Origin of the sequence: Afifella sp. H1R (assembly GCF_021462425.1) — a bacterium.
Lineage (GTDB): Bacteria > Pseudomonadota > Alphaproteobacteria > Rhizobiales > Afifellaceae > Afifella > Afifella aestuarii.
Genome location: NZ_JAKEDY010000001.1, coordinates 1,714,353 through 1,730,026, shown reverse-complemented (window position 1 = coordinate 1,730,026; position 15,674 = coordinate 1,714,353). Strand labels below are relative to the sequence as shown.

At 65.2% G+C, this 15,674-nt stretch carries 15 protein-coding genes; 6 read left to right on the top strand and 9 right to left on the bottom strand.

The annotated features are described in order from the left end of the window. Window positions 1–4: 4 nt before the first annotated feature. Window positions 5–247 (bottom strand): hypothetical protein, encoded by a 243-nt coding sequence (locus L0F51_RS08245; RefSeq protein ID WP_234628717.1) that lies wholly within the window; start codon window positions 245–247, stop codon window positions 5–7. Between the two features lie 280 nt (window positions 248–527). Here L0F51_RS08245 and L0F51_RS08240 point away from each other — a divergent pair, with 280 nt between their 5' ends. After that, window positions 528–1,148, top strand: coding sequence for a hypothetical protein (locus tag L0F51_RS08240; protein ID WP_234628716.1), 621 nt, complete (start codon window positions 528–530; stop codon window positions 1,146–1,148). 14 nt (window positions 1,149–1,162) lie between these two features. Continuing rightward, window positions 1,163–2,842, top strand: coding sequence for a methyl-accepting chemotaxis protein (locus tag L0F51_RS08235; RefSeq protein WP_234628715.1), 1,680 nt, complete (start codon window positions 1,163–1,165; stop codon window positions 2,840–2,842). A 241-nt stretch (window positions 2,843–3,083) separates the two neighbouring features. Here the strand turns inward: L0F51_RS08235 and L0F51_RS08230 are convergent, their stop codons facing one another. The 5 genes from L0F51_RS08230 to L0F51_RS08210 form a co-directional block, all read right to left on the bottom strand. Beyond that, window positions 3,084–4,055: a branched-chain amino acid ABC transporter permease gene (locus L0F51_RS08230; RefSeq protein WP_234628714.1), complete on the bottom strand. Its 972-nt coding sequence runs from the start codon at window positions 4,053–4,055 to the stop codon at window positions 3,084–3,086. Then, window positions 4,052–4,942 (bottom strand): branched-chain amino acid ABC transporter permease, encoded by an 891-nt coding sequence (locus L0F51_RS08225; RefSeq protein ID WP_234628713.1) that lies wholly within the window; start codon window positions 4,940–4,942, stop codon window positions 4,052–4,054. Before L0F51_RS08225 ends, L0F51_RS08230 begins: the two co-directional genes overlap by 4 nt. Window positions 4,943–5,024: 82 nt before the next feature. Then, window positions 5,025–6,239, bottom strand: a complete 1,215-nt coding sequence (locus L0F51_RS08220; protein ID WP_370642381.1) for an ABC transporter substrate-binding protein — start codon at window positions 6,237–6,239, stop codon at window positions 5,025–5,027. A 56-nt stretch (window positions 6,240–6,295) separates the two neighbouring features. Continuing rightward, the gene (locus L0F51_RS08215) at window positions 6,296–7,009 is read right to left on the bottom strand and encodes an ABC transporter ATP-binding protein (RefSeq protein ID WP_128291278.1); all 714 of its coding nucleotides are present in this window, start codon (window positions 7,007–7,009) and stop codon (window positions 6,296–6,298) included. After that, window positions 7,006–7,767, bottom strand: a complete 762-nt coding sequence (locus L0F51_RS08210; protein ID WP_234628711.1) for an ABC transporter ATP-binding protein — start codon at window positions 7,765–7,767, stop codon at window positions 7,006–7,008. Before L0F51_RS08210 ends, L0F51_RS08215 begins: the two co-directional genes overlap by 4 nt. 458 nt (window positions 7,768–8,225) lie before the next feature. Between L0F51_RS08210 and L0F51_RS08205 the strand changes: the two genes are divergently transcribed. The 4 genes from L0F51_RS08205 to L0F51_RS08190 all read left to right on the top strand — a co-directional run bounded on the left by L0F51_RS08205 (window position 8,226) and on the right by L0F51_RS08190 (window position 11,616). Beyond that, window positions 8,226–8,579 carry a ribbon-helix-helix domain-containing protein gene (locus tag L0F51_RS08205; RefSeq protein ID WP_234628710.1) on the top strand — a complete coding sequence of 118 codons (354 nt, stop codon included), beginning with the start codon at window positions 8,226–8,228 and terminating at the stop codon, window positions 8,577–8,579. Between the two features lie 349 nt (window positions 8,580–8,928). Next, window positions 8,929–9,324, top strand: coding sequence for a VOC family protein (locus L0F51_RS08200; RefSeq protein ID WP_234628709.1), 396 nt, complete (start codon window positions 8,929–8,931; stop codon window positions 9,322–9,324). Between the two features lie 100 nt (window positions 9,325–9,424). After that, window positions 9,425–9,949 carry a gluconate 2-dehydrogenase subunit 3 family protein gene (locus L0F51_RS08195; protein ID WP_234628708.1) on the top strand — a complete coding sequence of 175 codons (525 nt, stop codon included), beginning with the start codon at window positions 9,425–9,427 and terminating at the stop codon, window positions 9,947–9,949. 98 nt (window positions 9,950–10,047) lie between these two features. After that, window positions 10,048–11,616, top strand: coding sequence for a GMC family oxidoreductase (locus L0F51_RS08190; RefSeq protein ID WP_234628707.1), 1,569 nt, complete (start codon window positions 10,048–10,050; stop codon window positions 11,614–11,616). 85 nt (window positions 11,617–11,701) lie between these two features. On the opposite strand, the gene L0F51_RS08185 is transcribed toward L0F51_RS08190, so the two are convergent. The 3 genes from L0F51_RS08185 to fdhF are packed head-to-tail and all read right to left on the bottom strand — an operon-like array spanning window position 11,702 to window position 15,664. Further along, window positions 11,702–11,929 (bottom strand): formate dehydrogenase subunit delta, encoded by a 228-nt coding sequence (locus tag L0F51_RS08185; protein ID WP_234628706.1) that lies wholly within the window; start codon window positions 11,927–11,929, stop codon window positions 11,702–11,704. Next, window positions 11,919–12,758 carry a formate dehydrogenase accessory sulfurtransferase FdhD gene (gene fdhD, locus L0F51_RS08180; RefSeq protein WP_234628705.1) on the bottom strand — a complete coding sequence of 280 codons (840 nt, stop codon included), beginning with the start codon at window positions 12,756–12,758 and terminating at the stop codon, window positions 11,919–11,921. The genes L0F51_RS08185 and fdhD overlap by 11 nt, the downstream gene beginning before the upstream one ends. 26 nt (window positions 12,759–12,784) lie before the next feature. Further along, on the bottom strand, window positions 12,785–15,664 hold the full coding sequence (gene fdhF, locus L0F51_RS08175; protein ID WP_234628704.1) for a formate dehydrogenase subunit alpha: 2,880 nt from the start codon (window positions 15,662–15,664) through the stop codon (window positions 12,785–12,787). Between the last annotated feature and the right edge of the window lie 10 nt (window positions 15,665–15,674).

Genomic DNA, 15,674 nt, shown 5'->3' with positions numbered 1-15,674 from the left:
CGGCTCAGAGTTCGCCGTCGGCGACCTCTCTGGCCGAGAAGCGGACGACGAAGATCCTGTTGCCTTCGGCGTCGATCACGTCGAGACGCCATTCCTCGCCCGTCCAGAAGCGGCGACCGAGATCGCGCATGATCTCTCCGGCCATGCGGACGGCTTCGGCCTGGGCTTCGTAGGAGTCGGCGATTTCGGTGCCCTCGCGGTCGAGCTCCGCGCTGTCCGGATAGACGTTGAAGAAATAGCGAGGCACGGCGCTTCCTTCATCAAGCGATGCGCCTGCTCCATACCGACCGTTCGCGCAGATCACGCTGCACCCGTGCCGGCCGACCGTCACTCACCTGTGTTAGGCGCCGGCCGACCGGATTCGGCCGCCGGCAGCCCACGGGCAGAGAGGCCTGCATGCCTCTCGCTCAAGGGTGCCACGCGGCCCGACAGCGCCTCCGCAACCCTTGGAGGAGCTTTCAAGCTTCGCGACAGCCTGAAATTTTATGGGTGCGAAGACCGTATTTTCTGTTTGGAACGAAACGCCCATGCTCCGACTTGCCATGGCCGCCCTCGTGGCGGTTCCAGCCTTCGCCGCGAAGGCCGAACCTGTGCCGTCCGATCCCGTGGCGCCCGATCCCAAGCGGCTCATCGATGCCCAGGTCATGGACGAGATCCGCACCTGGATGGATTCAGAAGTCGTGCGCCTCTCCGTCAGGACGCAGAACGCGCGCTATGGCGCGCTCGATCAGGCCAAGATCGACGAGCTCGACACGCAATGGAAGACCGAGCGCGAGGCCGTCGACAAGCCGTTGATCGCGGCGACGCTGTCGAACCCGCTGTCGGTCTATCTCACGCGCATGCAGGGCCAGTCGGCCGGTCTCTTCGTCGAGATCTTCGTGATGGACGACAAGGGGCTGAATGTCGGGCAGTCCTCGATCACCGGCGATTTCTGGCAGGGCGACGAGGCGAAGTTCCAGGAGACCTATCCGAAGGGCGCGGGCGCCGTCTTCATCGACGCGCCGGAATACGACGACACTCTGCATATCTGGCGGGCGCAGGTGAACATGACGCTCGCCGAAGAAGCCAGCAACACGCCGATCGGCGCGGTCACCGTCGAAATCAATCTGACCGAGCTGGCGCGCCGCAAGCTCGCCATGGCCAAGTGATCGGAGACCTGACCGTGCTCAACAACATGTCCGTGACACTGAAAGCGATCCTGGCCTTCACGGTTTTGACCGTGATCGGTCTCGTGCTCAATTCCGTCATCTATCTCCAGGCGGTCGACGCCGAACGCGCCGTGGCCAATTACGGCGAACTTCAGAACTCGATCATCGAAATCTCCAAGCTCGAAGGCGTCATCGAAGACCAGTCCGTCGGCCTCAAGAACTTCCTTCTGACCGGCGACCGCGACTGGGTCGCCAGGATCGAGGCGAAACGGGCGGACACCGAAGCGCTCGCCGCCGAGATCGCGCCGATGCTCGCGCATCTCGAAATTGCCGACCACATCCAAGACGCCATGACGAAGTGGCGCCAATGGTATGAGGATTTCGTCGTGCGCCAGATCACGCTGATGCGCGATCCGATGACCGTCGATCTCGCCAAGGCGATCGAAGCGGCCGGCAACGGCCAGGCGGCCTTCCGGGCGGTGCGCGAGGATATCAAGATGAGCCTCACGGAACTTGCCGAGCAGCAGGGCGTGCTTGCGACCGCCCAGAACGGTGCCCTGTCGATGGTGGAGACGGTGGCGATCGTCAGCGCCGTGATCAGCGCGCTCTGCGCCGTGCTCTTCGGCATCTTCAACCATCTGAGCGTCGTGCGCCCGCTCGGCAATCTCGCCAAGGTCACCCAGGACCTGTCCGAGGGCCACACGGACATGACGATCACGGAAGTGAAGCGCGCCGACGAGATCGGGCGGATGCACAATGCGCTCTCCGTCTTCCGTGCGAGCCTGGTGCGGGCGCGGGAATTGGAGATCGCCTCGGCGGAAGAGCGCGAGACCGCGAACCGGCAGCGCCGCGAAGCGATGCTGCGCCTCGCCGACGAGTTTGAGGCGTCCGTTCTCAGCCTTTCCGGCGAGATCAGCTCCGCTTCGCAGCATCTGGAGGAGACGGCCGGTCTTCTGCAGGAGGTCTCGAGCTCCACGAGCCAGCAGTCTCTGTCGGTTTCGTCGGCGGCCGAACAGGCGACCAACAACGTGCAGACGGTGGCGAGCGCCACGGAGGAATTGTCCGCCTCCACGCGCGACATCAGTGCCCAAATCGAGGCCTCCTCGAAGGTCGCCCGCACGGCGGCCGACGAGGTGGAGCGGTCGAGCCAGGCGGTCGACGGGCTCAACGCGGTCGTGCGGCGGATCGGCGACGTGACGCAGCTCATCACCGACATCGCCTCGCAGACCAATCTCCTGGCGCTCAACGCGACGATCGAGGCGGCGCGGGCCGGCGAGGCGGGCAAGGGCTTTGCCGTCGTCGCCGCCGAGGTGAAGGCGCTCGCCGAGCAGACGGCCAAGGCGACGGAGGAAATCAACCGCCAGATCGCCGACATCCGCTCGGCGGCGGACGTCTCCATCGAGGCGACGCATTCCATCGCCGAGATGGTGCGCGACATCGCCCAGCGCTCCGACGAGATCGCAGCCTCCACCGAGCAGCAGAACGCCGCCACGAGCGAGATCGCCCGCAACATCACCGAGGCCGCGACCGGCACTCAGGATGTCAGCGCGTCGATCGGCAAAGTGTCGCAATCGGCAATGCAGACCGGGAATGCGAGCAACGAATTGCGCCAATCGGTGGGCGATCTCGACACGCGGCTCGGCTCCCTGCGCAGTGCGATGAACCAGTTCCTGGAGAACGTTCGTGCCGCATAAGGCCCGACTCGGTTAAGGTCTGAGCGACAGTGGCGCGGGCGTCGGCCCGCTCCGGAGCCTCGCTCATTTTGAGGGAAGCGATTCTTTTTCGCGTCGGCAGGGCGGTCCGGCTAGAGAGACGCAAAGCGCGATGCGGACATTGCGCAGGCGGCTCGAGGCAGCGGATCGCCGCCGACGCGAAGTCTCATCGGGCTGGGGTTCTCCCCCGAGCCCCGCGATAGAGCGGTTCGTCCGAGCCGCTCTATCGGCGCATCCAGGCCAAAATTTCGCCGACGATGCCTCTTCGGAAGGTCAGGACGCAGATGACGAAGATGGCGCCCATGACGACCGTCACCCAGGAGCCGATCGTCGACAGATAGTTCTGCAGCGCGATGACGATGCCGGCGCCGACGACGGGTCCGAGAATGGTGCCCATGCCGCCGATCAGGGTCATCAGCACGACTTCACCCGACATGTGCCAGTTGACGTCCGTCAGGGTGGCGCTCTGGAAGACGATCGCCTTCGTCGCGCCGGCAAGGCCGGTGATCGTCGCCGACATGGTGAAGGCGAGCACCTTCAGGAGCGCGACCGGATAGCCGAGCGAGATCATGCGTGGCTCGTTCTCGCGGATGCCTTTCAAAGCCTGGCCGAAGGGCGAATGAACGGTACGGTAGAGGACGAAGAATCCGGCGGCGAAGATCACGGCGACGAAATAATACATGGTCAGCGTGTCGCGGAGATCGATGAGCCCGAAGACGGTGCCGCGCGGAATGCCCTGGATGCCGTCCTCGCCATGGGTGAAGGGTGCCTGCAGGCAGAAGAAGAAGACCATCTGGGCGAGCGCCAGCGTGATCATGGCGAAATAGATGCCCTTCTGGCGGATGGCGATCGCGCCGAAGACGAGGCCCATCACGCCTGCGGTGAGGGTGCCCGCCGCGATGCCGAAGACCGTGCCGATGCCCCAGACCTTGACGGCATGGCCCGCCACATAGGCCGCCATGCCGAAGAAGGCGGCGTGGCCGAAAGAGAGAAGCCCGACATAGCCGAGCATCAAATTGAAGGCGCAGGCGAAGAGGGCGAAGCACAGAAGCTTCATCAGGAAGATCGGATAGATGCCGAGGAACGGCGCGACGGCGAGGGCGGCGATGCCGACGGCAGCGATCAGATAGCCGGCGAGGCGATGCCTGCGAAACGTGTCGTCGCTGAGTTCGACATTGGAGGTCGTGTCGGTCATTCGCGGGGCCTCCCGAAAAGGCCGTTCGGCCGCAAGATGAGAACGATCGCCATGATGACGAAGACGACGGTGGAGGAGGCCTCCGGGTAGAAGGTCTTCGTCAGGCCTTCGACGATGCCGATGCCGAGCCCGGTGACGATGGAGCCGAAGATGGAGCCGAGGCCGCCGATGACGACGATGGCGAAGACGACGATGATGAGATGCTGGCCCATGATCGGGCTCACCGTATAGACGGGCGCGGCGAGAACGCCCGCAAAGGCCGCCAGCGCCACCGCGAAACCGTAGGTGAGGGTCATCATCAAGGGCACGTTGATGCCGAAGGCGCGCACGAGCTCGCGGTTTTCGACCGCGGCGCGCAGATAGGCGCCGAGACGCGTGCGCTCCACCAGAAGCCAGGTGCCGACGCAGACGAGAAGCGAGGCGACGATCACCCAGGCGCGGTAGGTCGGCAGGAACATGAAGCCGAGATTGTGCCCGCCGGTCAGGATTTCCGGCGGGGCGTAGGGCTGGCCGGAGACGCCGTAGAAATTGATGAAGGTGCCCTCGATGATGAGGGCGAGGCCGAAGGTCAGAAGCAGGCCATAGAGATGGTCGAGGTCATAGAGGCGAGACAGCATGGTGCGCTCGATGACGATGCCGAAGACACCGACGATCAACGGGGCGACGATGAGGCTCGGCCAGTAGCCGATGCCGAGATGATGCAACAAGAGCCAGGCGACGAAGGCGCCCATCATATAGAGCGCCCCGTGGGCGAAATTGATGACGTTCAGAACGCCGAAGATGACGGCCAGGCCGAGGCTCAACAGCGCGTAGAACGAGCCGTTGATGAGCCCGATCAGAAGCTGCCCGAACAACAGGGGCGCCGGCACACCCAGGATTTCCTGCATACGAGCCTTTCCTTGGTTGGGGGAACCTGGCGTTGGCGGGAAGCCCGGGCGGCGAGGCCGCGCCGGGCCATTTCAGGGACGATCAGTTGCTGACGAGCTTGCAGCTGCCCTTGTCGAGCGGCTGGAAGGCCTCATCGCCCGGGATCGTCTTGACGATGTTGTAATAGTCCCACTTGCCTTTGGACTCGTCCGGGCCCTTCACCTCGACGAGATACATGTCGTGGACCATGCGGCCGTCCTCGCGGATCTTGCCGTTCTCGGCGAAGAAGTCGTTGATCGGCATCTTCTTCATCTGGGTGACGACCGCTTCGCCGCCGTCATCGTCGATCTCGTCCACGGCTTTCAGATAATGCGTGACGGCGGAATAGACGCCGGCCTGCACCATGGTCGGCTTCTGGCCGTTCATCTTCTCGGCGAAGCGATCGGCGAATTCCCGCGTCTCGTCGGTGCGGTCCCAGTAGAAGCCCGTCGTCAGCGTCAGGCCCTTCGCGACATCGAGGCCGAGGGCGTCGACATCGGTGATGAAGCCCAGAAGGGCCGCGAGCTTCTGGCCGCCCTGGACGATGCCGAAGGAGTTCGCCTGCTTGATCGCGTTGGTGGTGTCGCCGCCGGCGTTGGCAAGGCCGATGACATCGGCGCCCGAGGCCTGCGCCTGCAGCAGGAAGGAGGAAAAGTCGGAGGTGGAGAGCGGGTGATTGACGGAGCCCAGAACCTCGCCGCCATTCTCCTTCACGACCGCCGAGGTGTCCTTTTCGAGCTGATGGCCAAAGGCGTAATCGGCGGTCAGGAAGAACCAGCTCTTGCCGCCCTGTTCGACGACCGCCTTACCGGTGCCGACCGACATGGCGTAGGTGTCGTAGGTCCAGTGCACGAAGGTCGGGGCGCACTGGTCGTTGGTGAGCGCGGTCGAGCCGGCGCCGGAATCGAGAAACGCCGTATCCTTTTCCGAGGTCACCTGCTGGACGGCGAGCGCCACGGAGGAGGTCGGCACGTCGACGATGACGTCGACGCCGTCCTGGTCGATCCATTCGCGGGCAATGGAAGAGCCGACATCGGGCTTGTTCTGATGGTCGGCGGAGACGACTTCGATATTGGCGTCACCGACCTTGCCGCCGAAATCTTCCACCGCCATGCGGGCGGCGACGACGGAGCCTTCGCCGGAGAGATCGGCATAAAGGCCGGAGCGGTCGTTGAGGACGCCGATCTTGACGACGTTGTCGGAAATCTCCGCCTGGGCGGCGCCCACCATCGCGGCGAGTGCGGCAAGCGCGGTTGAGGCCAGGGCGACCGATTTGATGCTCATTGGGGTTCTCCTCTCGTTTGGACTTTTTGTGGTGTTCCGGGCGCCGTCCGTTACACGCCCAGAAGTTCGTTGAGTTCGCCCATGCGCGTCTTGATGTCGTCGCGCTGGTAGCGGTCGACGACGCGGCCATGCTCGATGACGTAGTGACGGTCGGCGAGGCGGGCGGCGAAATGGAAGTTCTGTTCGACCAGCAGAACGGTGAAGCCGAGCTCCTGCAGGCGGCGCACGCTGGCGCCGATCTGCTGGACGATGACGGGGGCGAGGCCTTCCGTCGGCTCGTCGAGCAGGAGGAGTTTCGCCCCGGTGCGCAGAATCCGGCCGATCGCCAGCATCTGCTGCTCGCCGCCGGACAGGCGGGTGCCGGAGGCGCCGAGAAGCCGCTCCTTCAGGTTCGGAAAGAGCTCGTAGATTTCGGGGATGGGCAGGCCGCCCTTCTGCACGACGGGGGGCAGGAGAAGGTTCTCTTCCACGGTGAGGCTCGCAAAGATGCCGCGCTCTTCCGGGCAATAGGCGATGCCGCGGCGGGCGACCTTGTCGGGCTTCAGGTCGATGAGCTCCTGGTCGTCGAAGCGGATCGAGCCGGAGCGGCGCCCGACGAGGCCCATGATGGAGCGCAAAGTCGTCGTCTTGCCGGCGCCGTTGCGCCCCAGAAGGCTGACGACCTCGCCTTCGCGGACTTCGAAATCGACGCCGTGGAGAACGTGGGATTCGCCGTACCAGGCGTTGAGATCGGAGACTTCGAGGATGGTCTTGCGCACGCTCATGCCTCCGCCTCGTCGCCCGTGCCCATATAGGCCTCCCGGACCTCGGGGTTTTGTGAGACCTCGTCGTAGCTGCCTTCCGCCAGGATCTGGCCGCGCTGCAGGACCGTGATCGTGTCGGAGAGATCGGCGACGACTTCGAGATTGTGTTCCACCATCAGGACGGTGCGGTTCTGCGCCACCTGGCGGATGAGATCGGAGACGCGGGCGATGTCCTCATGGCCCATGCCTGCCATCGGCTCGTCGAGGAGCATGACCTTGGGTTCGAGCGCCAGCGTCGTGGCGATCTCGAGCGCGCGCTTGCGGCCATAGGGCATCTCGACGGCCAACGTGTCGGTGAATTCCGACAGGCCGACGGCTGAGAGAAGCTCGTAGGCGCGCTCGTGCAGCCGCTCCAGAACCCGGCTCGACTTCCAGAAATGGAAGGAGAGGCCGGTCGGGCGCTGCAGCGCCAGGCGGACGTTTTCGAGCGCCGTCAGATGCGGGAAGACCGCGGAGATCTGAAACGAGCGCACGAGCCCGTCCCGCGCCACGTGATGCGGCGTCGACCGGGTGATGTCGTGGCCGGCGTAGCGGATCGTGCCCGAGCTCGGTTGCAGGAATTTGGTGATGAGGTTGAAGCAGGTCGTCTTGCCGGCGCCGTTCGGGCCGATGAGAGCATGGATCGTGCCCTCACGGACCCCGAGATTGACGCCACTGACCGCCGCGAAGCCGGCAAAATACTTCGTGAGATTCTCGGTCTCGAGAATGAATTCCGACATTTCCCCGCCTGATCACAGTTGCCCAATGCGCAGCGGGTTTGCGGGGAAGCATTGTCATCCTCCCTGCGGCCCCGCCGTCTTTTGTTCACAGCAGCCGCGGAGCGGTTCTTTGTTTTATTCCGCTCGGTGCATGTTGTCGCACCGGTTTGCCTGAAACTTCAAGTCAGATCGGGACGACAATGCAGAGATTTTCTGAGAAACGCCGGCTGACGCAGGGGCGGGAACGGGTTTTTCTTGCGGGAGCTTTTGTGGCGGATGGGGCGGTGCCGTCATTTCCGAGCGGCGCAAGGTGGCCGGCAGGCGTGTCGGGGGATGTGTCCGCCGCGTGGCCCCTTGTGACGTGGAGGGGGTTGGGCGGAGGCGCGACCCCGCGGGCGGAACAGAAGATGCTTGTCTTCGCCGCCGCTTCCGCCGTTTACTGATGTCCGAGAGGCGGGAACAGCGGAACGAGGTCGACGATGTGCCATCTCTTTGCGGGCATGCCCCGCGAACTCTACGACAGCGAGACCCGCTCCATCCGGCTCTCCGGCCATGCCACCTCGATCCGGCTGGAGACGGCCTTCTGGCAGGTGCTCGAAGAGCTCGCCGCCGAGCAGGGGTTTTCGCTCGCCAAGTTTCTGACGACGCTGCACGACGAGGTGCTCGCACTGCATGGCGAGGCGCGGAACTTCTCCTCGCTCCTGCGCTGCACCTGCCTCGTGCATCTGGAGCGGCGCGGCGCCGCCGCGCAGCCCGAGGAGAAGGCGGGGCTTGCCGCCGGCAAGACGCAGCGCCCGACGGGCGTTTCCGGCGAGGCCGTGGCGCTCGGCTGAGGCCGGACCCCGCGGCGCGAGGCGGCGCGAGAGGCGCGCGCGATCGCCGATGAGGGCCATTTCGGTCGCAAGAGGCCGAGGCGCGCGGGCAAAAGCGCAATTGTATTATCATGATACTACCTGCCTTGCGGGCAGGGCAGTAGACTTCAACCGTCAGCCGGGATGAGCTGGCGGATGAGGAAGAGGCGCGCCGCACCGGCAATTTCGGCCGACCGGGCGCGCCGCCGATGCGCTCCACCGGGCGCAAAGATTGCTGGCACCGACGGGGCGGCTCGATGTCCGCGCCGCGCCAGAACCGTCCGCCTCGTCCGCCGAGCCGCCCGATGGCGCGAGACATGAAAGGACGATTGTGGCGAAGATAATTCACATGATGATCCGCGTTGCCGAAGAGGCGCGTTCGGTCGAGTTCTACGACAAGGCGTTCGGCCTGAAGGTCGCCGGACGCTTCGACTTCGACGATTTCACGCTCGTCTATCTCGCCAATGACGAGAGCGAGTTCGAGCTGGAGCTGACGATCAACAAGGATCAGAGCCAGCCGTATCAGCTCGGCAACGGCTACGGCCATATGGCGGTCTCCGTCGCCGATCTCGAAGGCGAGCATCAGCGCCTCGTGGCCGCCGGGCTTTCGCCCAAGGATATCAAGGCGATGACGCATGAGGGCAAAGCGCTGGCGCGGTTTTTCTTCATCGAGGATCCGGACGGCTACAAGATCGAAGTTCTGGAGCGGCAGGGCCGCTACAAGTGAGTTTGCGGGCCGGCGCCTGGCGCCGGCCCCAAACCGCGGAGACGACCGCGCAATAAGCGGCGCTCCCAATCAAGAAAAAATCCCTAGGAGGAAATGCAAGATGACGAGCCTCACACGACCGACGAGACGCGGCTTCCTGAAAGTGGGAAGCGGGCTTCTCGCCATGACGATTACGCCGGCGGGGACGGTGGTCGGGCGCGCCTGGGCGCAGATGCCCCGTTCCACGAAGCCGGAGACTTTCGCGACCCTCGTGCAGATGTCGCGCGACTGCTATCCGCACGACCAGCTCGAAGACCGCTACTACGCCAAGGCGGTCGATATCCTCGACGAGGCGGCACGTGCCTCGGAGGACGAGCTCAACCTGCTCGAAGAAGGGGTCGCCGCACTCGACAAGTCCGCGCATGACGCCCATGGCGCCGATTACGCGGCGATCGAGAACGAGGCGGACCGGGTCGCGCTTCTGGAAGCGATCGCAGACGAGCCCTTCATGCAGAAGGTGCGTTCGAACCTCGTCGTCGGCCTCTACAACCAGAAGGAGCTGTGGCCGATCTTCGGCTACGAAGGGGCGTCGGCGGACAAGGGCGGCTATATCGACCGCGGCTTCGACGACATCGCCTGGCTCTAGGCCGGCAGTCTCAGCGACGAAACGCACCAGAAAAGACGGGCTCGTTCGGCTGCGCTTGCGCATGCGCGGCCAGCCATCGGAGTCCGGGAGGAAACGACATGTCTGCTCCTTACGACAAGAACGACGACAGCGTCGTCGTCATCATCGGCTCGGGCGCCGGTGGCGGCACGCTCGGCACGCAGCTCGCCCTCAAGGGCATCGATACGGTGATCCTGGAGGCGGGATCGCGCCACGAAACCTGGGATTTCATCAACGACGAATGGGATTCCTTCACGCAGCTCGCCTGGAAGGACAAGCGTCTCACCTCCGGCGACTGGCGGGTGGCGAAGGATTTTCCGAACCTGCCGGCCTGGATCGTGAAGGCGGTCGGCGGCTCCTCCGTCCACTGGGCGGGCGCCTCGCTGCGCTTCCAGGAGCACGAGTTCAAGACGAAGACGCATTACGGCGAGATCGAAGGCGCGACGCTTCTCGACTGGCCGATCGACCTTGACGAGATGGAGCCGTGGTACGCCATGGCCGAAGACCGGATGGGCGTGACGCGCACCAACGGCATTCCCGGCCTGCCCGGCAACAACAACTTCAAGGTGTTGGAGGCCGGTGCCCGCAAGATCGGCTACAAGGAGGTGCATACCGGGCGGATGGCGATCAATTCCGAGCCCCGCGACGGACGGGCTTCCTGCCTGCAGATCGGCTTCTGTTTCCAGGGCTGCAAATCCGGCGCCAAATGGTCGACGCTGGTGGCGGAAATCCCGAAAGGCGAGGCGACCGGAAAGCTCGAAGTGCGGCCGGACTGTCAGGTTCTGCGCATCGAGCACAATGACGAGGGCCGCGTGACCGGCGTCGTCTACGCCGACAAAGAGGGGCGCGAGCAGAGGCAGAAGGCGCGCATCGTCTGCGTTGCCGGCAATTCGATCGAGAGCCCGCGGCTTCTCCTCAATTCGCATTCGTCGAAATTCCCGGACGGGCTCGCAAATTCCTCCGGCGAGGTCGGCCGCAATTACATGCGCCACACGACCGGCTCGGTCTATGCGGTGTTCGACAAGCCGGTGCACATGTATCGCGGCACGACCATGGCGGGGATCGTGCGCGACGAGGCAAAGCACGACACCTCGCGCGGCTTTGCCGGCGGCTACGAGTTCGAGACCCTGTCGCTCGGCCTGCCGTTCATGGCGGCGTTTCTCGATCCCGGCAAATGGGGGCGGGATTTCGCCTCCGCGATGGACGGCTACAGCAACATGGCCGGCATCTGGATCGTGGGCGAGGACATGCCGCGGGCGGAAAACCGCGTCACGCTGTCAGACGAGACCGACGATTTCGGCATGCCCATCCCGGACGTGCATTTCGACGATCATCCGAACGACAACGCCATGCGCCAGCATGCCTACACCCAAGGGTCGGCGATCTATGATGCGGTGGGCGCGGTGCGCACGATCCATACGCCGCCTTATCCCTCGACGCACAATCTCGGCACCAACCGGATGAGCGAGAATGCGCGCGACGGCGTCGTCAACCGCTACGGCCAGACGCACGACATCGACAATCTCTTCGTCTCAGACGGCTCGCAATTCACGACCGGGGCGGCGGAGAACCCGACCCTGACGATCGTGGCGCTGGCGCTGCGGCAGGCGGACCATATCGCCGGGCGGATGGGCCGCGGCGAGATCTGAGACGAGGGATTTTGACGGGGGCGTCCGGCGGGGGCCGGGCGCCGTCTTTCGGGATGGTGTTCGAAAGGGGCGGGTGCGCTCCTGTTCAGGCGCGCTCGGGCTTCGGCTGGCGGATCATCGGGGCGGCTTCGGCGACGAGGGGGTCGAGGCCGGTGCCGCCCGCATCCAGGATCTCGAAGAGTTTTGCGCGCATGCGCGGTTCCCAGAAGGAGTTGATGTGGTCGGCGACGCCGGCGGCGGCCTCGTGTTCCGGGCGGCTCTTGAAGAAGGTGGCGATCTGGTTCGCCATATAGGCGAGTTTGTCAGGCGACATGGGAGACCTTTCCGGTGTCGACAGTGCCGTCGGTAATTCGCTCGGGATGGGTGAAGACTTCAAAGTCGCGGTCGCGGACGATGGCGACGAGGGTGATGCCGGCGGCCTCCGCCATGCGCACGGCAAGTGCCGTGGGGGCCGAGACGGCAAGCAGGATCGGGCTGCCGGCGACCGCCGCCTTCTGCACCATTTCGACCGAGACGCGGCTCGTCAGGACGATGGCGCCATTGGCGGCCGGGATGGCGCGGCGGGCAAGCGCGCCTGCGAGCTTGTCGAGCGCATTGTGGCGGCCGACGTCCTCGCGCACGGCGACGAGGCCTTCGCCCGGAGCGTAGAGGCCCGCGGCATGCACGGCGCGCGTTGCGGCGTGCAGCGGCTGGGCCCGGGAGAGCGCGCCCATGGCACGGGCGATGTCGGCCGGCGACAACGTGAGATCGGAGGTGGGGACGACGGGCGGCTGGCGCATGGCGCCTTCCAGGCTCTCGATGCCGCAGAGACCGCAGCCGACGGGACCGGCGAGGTGGCGGCGGCGTTCGGCGAGCTTTTGGTCCGCCTCCTCGGCGAGCATGATCTGCACGTCGATGCCGTCTTCGAGCTCGACGATATCGACGGCGTCGATCGCCTCGGCCGTGTCGACGATGCCCTCCGTCAGGGTGAAGCCGACGGCGAAATCGACGAGATCGGCCGGGGTCGCCATCATCACCGCCTGGGTGGTGCCGCCATAGGTGAGGGCGATGGCCGTCTCTTCCGGCAGGTCGCGTTCGCCCGGCCGCGCCTTGCCGAGGCGATGGGCGATGCGGGCGACCGGGTGATGGGTCTTTTGCGTCATCCTCGCGTCCTCATTCGGCGCCTCTCTCACTCCGCCGCTTCCATTGCCGGGGCGATGCGGCGGGCCTGACGGGTCTGCTCCTCATATTCCTGCTGCCAGTCGCTCGGTCCGTTCGACAGCGCGACCTGGACGGCGGTCACCTTGTATTCCGGGCAGTTGGTCGCCCAGTCGGAGAAATCCGTGGTGATGACGTTCGCCTGCGTGCCCGGATGGTGGAAGGTCGTGTAGACGACGCCCGGCGCGACGCGGTCGGTGATGCGGGCTTTCAGCGAGGTCTCGCCGGAGCGGCTCGCGAGCCGCACCCAGTCGCCGTCCTTGATGCCGCGCTGTTCGGCGTCGTGGGGATGGATTTCGAGGCGATCTTCCTCGTGCCAGACGGTGTTCGCCGTGCGCCTCGTCTGCGCGCCGACATTGTACTGGGTGAGGATGCGGCCGGTCGTCAGAAGGAGCGGGAAGCGCGGGCCGGTCTTTTCATCCGTCGCCACATATTCGGTGACGACGAATTTGCCCTTGCCGCGCTGGAAGCCGCCGACATGCATGACCGGCGTGCCCTGCGGCGCCTTCTCGTTGCACGGCCATTGCACCGAGCCTTCCTTTTCCAGGATGTCGTAGGTGACGCCGGCAAAGCTCGGCGTGGTGGCCGCGATTTCGGCCATGATCTCGCGCGGATGGGTGTAGTTCCAGCCGCAGCCGAGCGCGTTCGCCAGAAGCTGCGTCACCTCCCAATCGGCATAGCCGTTCTTCGGCGCCATGACGCGGCGGACGCGGTTGATGCGCCGCTCGGCGTTCGTAAAGGTGCCGTCCTTCTCCAGGAAGGTGGAGCCCGGCAGGAAGACATGGGCGTAATTCGCCGTCTCGTTGAGGAAGAGGTCGTGGACGACGACGCATTCCATGGCGGCGAGGCCGGCGGCGACATGCTTGGTATCGGGGTCGGACTGCAGGATGTCCTCGCCCTGGATGTAGATGCCGCGGAAGGTGCCGTCGACGGCCGCATCGAGCATGTTGGGGATCCGAAGCCCCGGCTCGTCGTCGAGGGTGACGTTCCAGAGCTTTTCGAAGATGTCGCGCGTCGCCTCGTCGGAGATATGGCGATAGCCCGGCAGCTCATGCGGGAAGGAGCCCATATCGCAGGAGCCCTGGACGTTGTTCTGGCCGCGGAGCGGGTTCACGCCGACGCCCGGGCGGCCGAGATTGCCGGTCGCCATGGCGAGATTGGCGATCGCCATGACGGTGGTGGAGCCCTGGCTGTGCTCCGTCACGCCGAGGCCGTAATAGACCGCGCCGTTGCCGCCGGTCGCATAGAGACGTGCCGCGCCGCGGATGGCGGCGGCCGGCACGCCGGAGATTTTTTCCACTTCCTCCGGTGAGTTGCGCGGCTCGGAGACGAAGGCCGCCCAATCCTGGAACTCGTCCCAGTCGCAGCGCTCGCGGATGAAGGCCTCGTCGAAGAGGCCTTCGGTGACGACGACATGGGCGAGTGCGGTCAGGATGGCGACGTTGGAGCCCGGCTTCAGGGGGAGGTGATAGGACGCCTCGATATGCGGCGAGCGCACGAGATCGATGCGGCGCGGATCGATGACGATGAGTTTGGCCCCTTCGCGCAGACGCTTCTTGAGGCGGGAGGCGAAGACGGGATGGCCGTCGGTCGGATTGGCGCCGATCAGGATGACGACGTTGGTCTTCTCGACGCTGTCGAAATCCTGCGTGCCGGCGGAGGTGCCAAACGTGGTCTTGAGGCCGTAGCCGGTCGGCGAATGGCAGACGCGGGCGCAGGTGTCGACATTGTTGTTGCCGAAGCCGGCGCGCACCAGCTTCTGAACGATGAAGGTCTCCTCGTTGGTGCAGCGCGAGGAGGTGATGCCGCCGAGCGCGGAGCGGCCGTATTGATGCTGGATGCGGCGGAATTCGGACGCCGTATGGGCGAGCGCCTCCTCCCAGGAGACCTCGCGCCAGGGATCGGTGATCTTTTCGCGGATCATCGGGTTGAGGATGCGGTCCTTGTGGTTGGCATAGCCATAGGCGAAGCGACCCTTGACGCAGGAATGGCCGCGGTTCGCCTTGCCTTCCTTGTAGGGGACCATGCGGATGAGTTCCTCGCCGCGCATCTCCGCCTTGAAGGAGCAGCCGACGCCGCAATAGGCGCAGGTGGTGACGCGCGCATGCTCCGGCAGGCCGTTCTCGATCACCGACTTTTCCTGGAGCGTCGCCGTCGGGCAGGCCTGGACGCAGGCGCCGCAGGAGACGCATTCTGATGCCAGGAACTCTTCGTCCTGGCCGGCGGCGACCACGGAGCCGAAGCCGCGGCCTTCGATCGTCAGCGCGAAGGTGCCCTGCACCTCCTCGCAGGCGCGCACGCAGCGCGAGCAGACGATGCATTTCGTGGGATCGAAGGTGAAATAGGGATTGGTTTCGTCCTTCGGCCGATAGCGCGGGTTCGCCTCGCCGTTGTTCCTCGCCTTGACGTGGTTGGCACCGTCATAGCCGTAGCGCACGTCGCGCAGGCCGACCTCGCCCGCCATGTCCTGGAGTTCGCAATCGCCGTTCGCCGCGCAGGTGAGGCAGTCGAGCGGGTGGTCGGAGATATAGAGCTCCATGACGCCGCGGCGGATCTCCTTGAGGCGCGGCGTCTGGGTATGCACGACCATGTCGGGGGTGACCGGCGTGGTGCAGGAGGCGGGGGTGCCGCGCCGTCCCTCGATCTCGACGAGGCAGAGGCGGCAGGAGCCGAAGGATTTTACCATGTCGGTGGCGCAGAGTTTCGGCACCTGAATGCCGGCTTCGGCGGCCGCGCGCATGACCGAGGTGCCGGCCGGGACGCTGATCTCGAAGCCGTCGATCGTGAGCGACACCGTCTCTTCGGAGGTGGAGGCGGGGGTGCCGTAGTCGATTTCGTGGATGAGGCTCATCAGGCTGCTC